At 51.4% G+C, this 6,671-nt stretch carries 2 protein-coding genes; one reads left to right on the top strand and one right to left on the bottom strand.

The window, feature by feature from the left end; all coding sequences use genetic code 11:
* A partial coding sequence (locus B5D63_RS33955) for a PKD domain-containing protein (protein WP_143313338.1) occupies nt 1-6,035 on the bottom strand: 6,035 nt, incomplete at its 3' end.
* Nucleotides 6,036-6,466: 431 nt separating this feature from the next.
* On the opposite strand from B5D63_RS33955, the gene rpmI reads away from it, so the two are divergent.
* Entirely contained in the window at nt 6,467-6,664 is a 198-nt protein-coding gene (rpmI, locus tag B5D63_RS33950) for a 50S ribosomal protein L35 (protein WP_078673351.1), read from the top strand.
* Nucleotides 6,665-6,671 lie beyond the last annotated feature (7 nt).

The following is a 6,671-nucleotide window of genomic DNA, read 5'->3' as shown; positions in this document are numbered from 1 at the left end:
CCTTCGCAGATTTCTGTCGGGTTGGCTACTACGTTTACGTTCGGTTTAGCGTCTACGGTGACGGTGAACGGATAGTTAGTCACGCAACCAGCGTTGGCGCCATCCTGGATGGTCAGCACAAAGTTATAAGTGCCGGCAGGGGTGGCAGCGGGGTAGGTTACTTTATAAGTACCTGCGCCTTTCCATGCCTGGTTGACGATATCTGTAAAGCCGGTCATCTTGTTAGGGGTGGTGGCTTTTACAGAATAGAGGGTGATAGCGCCTGTCGGGTTAGACAACACGAGGTTGAAAGCGCCGTCGGCGTTACACACCGCGGGGATAGCCGCTACTGCTACTGTCGGCGCCGCGTTGAGGATCAGCTTAATGCTGGAAGTGCTGTTGGTACATACGCCGTCGTTGCTGATGGTCCAGGTAACGGTCACGGTTTGTGGTGTGCTGGTGTTCAGCGTGGCGATCGCTTTCGGATCGTTCACATCGCTGAAGGTGACGCCGGTGCCGGACCATGTACCTGTTTCAGTGGCCCTCGGCGCATTAGCGTTGAGCTGGAACTTATTGTTACCGCACTGGGTAATGTCAGTACCGGCATTGCTTTCTGTGAGCGCTTCCACGTTGGTCAGCACGACGTAGGCAGAAGCAACGCAGGCGGCGTGGTAAATGTTGGACACCGTCCATCTCAGTGTTACGGACTGGCCAACAGGTACGCCGGTAACGGTTGTTTTGTAGTTGGTCGGATCGGTGATTTTCGCACCCAGGTCGGCGCTGGCAAAACTCCACATCCCTTTTTGGTCGCCCAAAGGCTCTCTGCCTTCGACAGTGAAATCAGCGGTATTACATTGTTTGATCTCATGCTTGTCGATATTGGCGTTTGGCATGGACCTCACTTTGATGGTCACGTTGTCTGTAGCGGTACAAACACCGTTGGTCACGGTTACTGCATATACGTTGTCACCAATTTTGGTAGGTGTGTGAACGATAGACACTTTGTTGTCACCCGCCGGGATAGGAGTGCCGTTCAGTGTCCAGCGGATAGTGTAGCCGGCATTGCTGTTGTCGATGCTGAGCGTGGCGGCGGTACCTTCACAAACTACATACGGCAGTGCGGTGATCTTCACAGCCGGGTTTTCGTCGATCTTCACGGAGAAGGTTTTGGTAAACACGCAGCCTGCATTGTTACCGTCCTGAACGGTCAGTACAAAGTCATATGTACCGCTCGGAGTAGCGGCAGGGTAGTTCACCTTGATGGTGCCTGCACCAGTCCATGCAGCGTCCACGATCGCCGGGAAGGAAGGCAGTGCGTTGGTAGCCGCTGCTTTGATGGAATATTTGGTGATGTTACCGGTTGGGTTGGACAGTACCAGGTTGAAGAACGCGTCCGCGTTACATACGGTAGGTACAGTAGCCACGGTGACAGCCGGTGCGGCATTGAGGGTCAGCTTGATGCTGGAGGAGCTGTTGGTACATACGCCGCCATTGCTGATGGTCCAGGTAACGGTAACGGTCTGCGGTGTGCTGGCAGAAGTCAGCGTAGCGATAGCTGCAGGATCGTTAGGGTTGCTGAAGGTGACGCCGGTGCCGGACCATGTACCTGTTTCGGTAGGTTTCGGTGTGTTGGCGTTGAGCTGGAACTTGTTATTACCGCATTGGGTAATATCGGTACCGGCTTTGCTGACAGTGAGCGCTTCTGTATTGGTCAGGATGATCTGATCGGAAGCGACGCAGGAAGCCTTGAAGGTATTGGTTACAGTCCACTGCAGTGTTACGGAGCTGCCGGCAGGAACACCTGTCACCGTAGTGGTGTAGTTGTTCGGATTGGTGATCTGTGCTCCGAGGTTGGCGCCTACAAAGCTCCATACACCTTTCTGGTCGGAGGCCGGCTTGTTGCCAGTCACAGTGAAGTCTTTGGTATCGCACTGTTTGATTTCGGGATCACCGGCATCGGCAGTCGGCATAGACCTCACCACCACGGTGGCATTATCGGTCACTGTACAAGCACCGTTTTTCACGGATACTGCGTATACTTTGTTACCGGTGCCGGCAGGTGTGTGCGTGAAAGTTGTTTTGTTATCAGTACCTGCGATGGCAGTGCCGTTCAGCGTCCAGCGGATGGTATAACCGGCATTGCTGTTATCGATGCTGAGTTTTGTAGACTGACCTTCGCAGATCTCAGTGGGATCAGCTACAACATCTACTGTTGGTTTAGCGTCGATGGTGACGGAGAACGGATAGTTGGTAACGCAACCGGTGTTGGTACCGTCCTGGATGGTCAGCACAAAATTGTAAGTACCGGCCGGGGTAGCGGCAGGGTAGTTTACTTTGATGGTGCCTGCACCGGTCCACGCAGCGTCCACGATCGCAGTGAAGGAAGGCAGTGCGTTGGTAGCTGCTGGTTTGATGGAATATTTGGTAATGATACCGGTTGGGTTGGACAGTACCAGGTTGAAGAACGCGTCTGCGTTACATACAGGAGGCACTGTTGCTACGGTCACCGTTGGCGCCGCATTGAGTGTCAGCTTCACGGAAGAAGTACTGTTGGTACATACGCCGTTGCTGATGGTCCAGGTCACGGTAACGGTTTGTGGCGTGCTGGTGTTCAGTGTAGCGATCGCTTTGGGATCGTTGACGTTGCTGAAGGTCACGCCGGTGCCGGACCATGTACCTGTTTCGGTAGTTTTCGGCACGTTGGCATTGAGCTGGAACTTGTTGTTACCGCATTGGATAATGTCAGTTCCTGCATTGCTGACGGTGAGTGATTCTGTATTGGTTAAGGTGATGTTGGAGCTGGCCTTACAGGTCTTATTATATTTATTATTAACGGTCCAGGTCAGTACCACAGATTTTCCGGCCTGTAATCCGGTCACGGTTGTTTTCGGATTGGTCGGGTTGGTGATAACGGCACCGTTGGCAGTTCCGCTGATGGTCCACACACCTTCCTGATCGGCAGGCAGGGCAGGAGCGTTCATGGTAAAGTTGCCGACGTTACACTGCGGGCTTACCGTACCCGGATCGGCTACGGGAACTGCTCTTACTTCGACGGTCAGCGTTTTGGTATCGGAACAGGTCAGGTTGGTGACTTTAACGCCGTAGTTATAGGTACCGGCTGCTGTTGGCGTGTGGGTGATGGACTGGGTGCTGCCTGTCTGGGCAGTGCCGTTGATGGTCCATAATTTAGTATAGGCGCTGTTGGAGGCAGCAACACTCAGCGTAACGCTGGTACCCAGACAGATGTCTGTCGGTCCGCTGATGGTGGCATCCGGTTGGGCGTCCACCCTTAATTTAAAGGGAGCATCGTAAGTACATCCCTGGTTATTACCATCCTGGATGGTCAGGATGAAATCATAGGTGCCGGCAGCGGTGTTGGCCGGCAGCGGTACATTAATTACATTGCCGGTAGCAGGCCAGGTGCCGGTTACATCCGTGAAGCCGGCCAGCGGTGTGCCGATGCCTTGTTTTACGGTGTATTTGGTAACGGCGCCGCTCAGCGCAGAGAAATTAATGGTAAACTGTTTGGCGGTCTGACAAACAGCAGGTACCGTAACGGTTACTTTTGGTGCGGGGCGCAGGTGCAGGTTGACTTTTGACAATCCGTCCGCACATTTGCCATTGCGAAGTGTCCAGGTAACAGTGACATCCTGTGTGGTAGCGGTGCCTGTCAGTGTAGCGGTGGTCACAGGTGAATTCGGGTCGCCGAAAGTAACGCCTGTTCCGCTCCATTGACCGGTTTCCCAGGCAGCAGGTGCTGTTCCGGAAATGTTAAACACTTTGTTGGCACACTGTGTAATGTCAATAGTGGCAGCAGAAACGGGGAGGGGCATGTTGATCAGCACCACTTCGTCGCTGGCAACGCACTTCGACAGGTTTTTATTGGTGATGGTCCATACCAGGGTTACTGTTTTACCCACTGCGAGGTTGGTGACAGTGGCGTTGTAATTGGTAGGATTGTTCAGCGTTGCGCCTTCGTTGATACCGCCTTTGAAGCTCCACATACCGGTCTGGTCGGCCAGTGGCTGGCTGCCGGCGAGCGTGAAGGTGGTGGTATTACACAGCTTGATATCCGGACCGGCATTCGGTGCAGGCATTGAGTTGACAATGACTTCCGCCTGGTCCGATATGATACACTTACCGTTGGTTACTGTAACGGTATAGATGTTTTTTGCCGGCGGCACAGCCGTCGGGTTGGTGACTTTGGTGGGGGTATGGGTGATAGAAGTGCCTTTGGCGCCGGCTATCACGGTGCCGTTGTAGTCCCAGGCAATATCATACACGCTGTTTTCCGGCTGAATTTCCAGCTTGGCAATTTCTCCTTCGCAGATGCTCTGAGGGGTCAGCAGTTTAACATTAACGACGGGTTTCTGATAAACGACAATTTCTGCGCGGTTACTATCGCGGCAGACTTTATTATCACCGTAGGATTTTTCACCTACCACTTCATAGGTGGTGGTGACGTTCGGGCTGACGTCCAGGGTGGTGCCGGTAACAGGCGGAACGACCTTCCATATATAGGAGGTATAGCCACCGGTTACTTCCAGGTGGGCGTTCTGGCCGTTACATATTTCATTACCGGTAACCGAAATCTGTGGTTGTGGTAAGATGGTGATTTCCACCGGTCGGGAAGGAGCGGCGCAGTTCCCGAGTTTGACGTTGTCTTTTTCCGTGATGCCTACCCTGAAATAATAGAGTTTAGCGACGGAGGGATCTCCTTTCAGCGCGCCGGCTGTGAAGTTCAGTATGGGTGTTTTACTACCGGATACTACGCCTGTGTTCATGGGACCGTCCACTATGTCAGTGTAGGTAACGCCATCTGTGCTGATTTGCCATTGGTATACCGGGTCCTGGAAATAGGTAATGGGCTCCAGGTAGGCAGTGAGGCTTAAAGGAGCGCCGCCGCAGATTTGGTCTTTCGTTCTTTTTTCATCTTTCAGACCGTCTACATATGCAAAAAGATCGGGGCTGCAGTAGGTAAACTGGATATCGTCAATAGCGATATCGTTACCGCAACCACCGAAGTTATTGTTAAGGATGGTGAGTTTTACAGCAGTTTGATTGGGCGGTATTTTGAAGCTACCACCATATTGTTGCCATTCGGGCCGTCTGAGGTTCATGGATACGTCGTTCGTATTGAACCTTTGCAGTACGGCGCCTGTGGTAGGGTCTGTGAGGATAAACGTTACACCGGCATAGTGATATCCGTCCGGTTTGGTGTCGGATGCCCGGGCACAGGTTTGATCAAATACTTCCATGCCGTTCACGTTCATGAACCAGGCAGAGAAGTTATAGACAGAGCCGGGGCAGAGGTTTTTAATTGTTCTTTGATAGAAGGATTTTTTCTCGATGGCGGAGTTGATCACCAGCATACCGCCGAACGTATTGATGTTATCGCCGTTGTTGGTGTGATCATAGGCATTTACCCATTCCGGTTTGGCCTGGGTCCTGTAATATTCTACGTATTCATTGTCTGCAATGTTTAAACTGGTGATATTGGTCGGGAACTTATAGGTAGAGGCGGCTCCCAGGTTAGTATAAAGGGAGTCGATAATTCGGTTTCTACGGGGGCGGTCTCCGGCGTTAAAAAGTCCGAAGTCCTCCTTAAAGCCGGCCATGGTACTAATGGAGCCCGCGCACTGAGTGATGGTACAGTCCTTTACTTTGATCTTCCTGGAGATGGTGGCTGTTCTGCTGCCATTCTTTTCGTAGATCTTGACGGTAAAGGTGTACTCGCCTACCTTGTTAAGCCGGATGGTCATGGCCGTGACGCCTGCATAGGCGCCGGGTGTGCGGCCCTCCCATTTGTTGGTGGCCGATGCCAGTCCGTTTTCAGTGAAGAGGAACTCGTAATCATCGGCGGCCAGGGCAGGAGAGACGCTCCAGTCCATAGAGCCTACGGTGAAGTCATAGTTCCACAACAGGCCGTTCAGGGTGGCAAAACTACCTGCGCAGATACTGTCCGGGGCGTTGATAAACGCCTTTTGCGCCATCGTCTTTGCTGACGGTAGCACAAAGCCCGTTAACAGTAGTAAAAAGGTTAAAAGTCGTTTCATAGGTGTAAAACAGTTAAGTGAAAAAAGTATCAGTTCTGAGGGCTTACGCCTGTTCAGTAACTGTTGTTTTCCAACCGCTTACAAGGGTGTTTGGACCCGGGAAACCGGTTCCGGTCCGGGTGAGGGAAGGTGTAGAATGTTTTCATAGGCATCAGGTGTTTAAACGTTATATGGCTAAAATATGCGACTATTTTAAGATTAAAATTAAAAATAATATAGAGAAATAAAAAAAGTAATGAATTTTATAATATGAAATGCACACTAGATAGGTAAAAGGGGAGGGTTAACGAAAACTGATTCTCAATCGGTTAAAGGAGGTTAAAAAAGCATTAAAAAAGTTATCCACATTGGGTGGCTGCCGGGATTTATTTATCTGGCACTGTGTTTTATGAAGTTATTTCCCTACCTTTGCAGACCAAATTTGATGTAAGATGCCCAAAGTAAGAACACATTCCCGGGCCAAGAAGACCTTCAAGGTTGGCGGGAACGGACAGATTAAGCGGTTTAAAGCCTTCAAAAGCCACTTACTGACTAAGAAAGCTACCAAAAGAAAACGTAGCCTGAGAGGAAGTACACTGGTTCACGAAGCGAATCTTAACCTGGTTAAGAGAATGCTCGGCCTCCGCTAGTATCCGT

It is taken from the genome of Chitinophaga eiseniae (assembly GCF_900167135.1).
In the GTDB taxonomy this organism is placed as follows: domain Bacteria; phylum Bacteroidota; class Bacteroidia; order Chitinophagales; family Chitinophagaceae; genus Chitinophaga; species Chitinophaga eiseniae.
The sequence above is the reverse complement of the archived record's forward strand: the minus strand, read 5'-3'. Positions and strand labels throughout refer to the sequence as shown.

What these genes read in the sequence shown, in the direction of transcription:
- rpmI (WP_078673351.1), top strand. Translation starts at nt 6,467, where the DNA reads ATGCCCAAAGTAAGAACACATTCCCGGGCCAAGAAGACCTTCAAGGTT.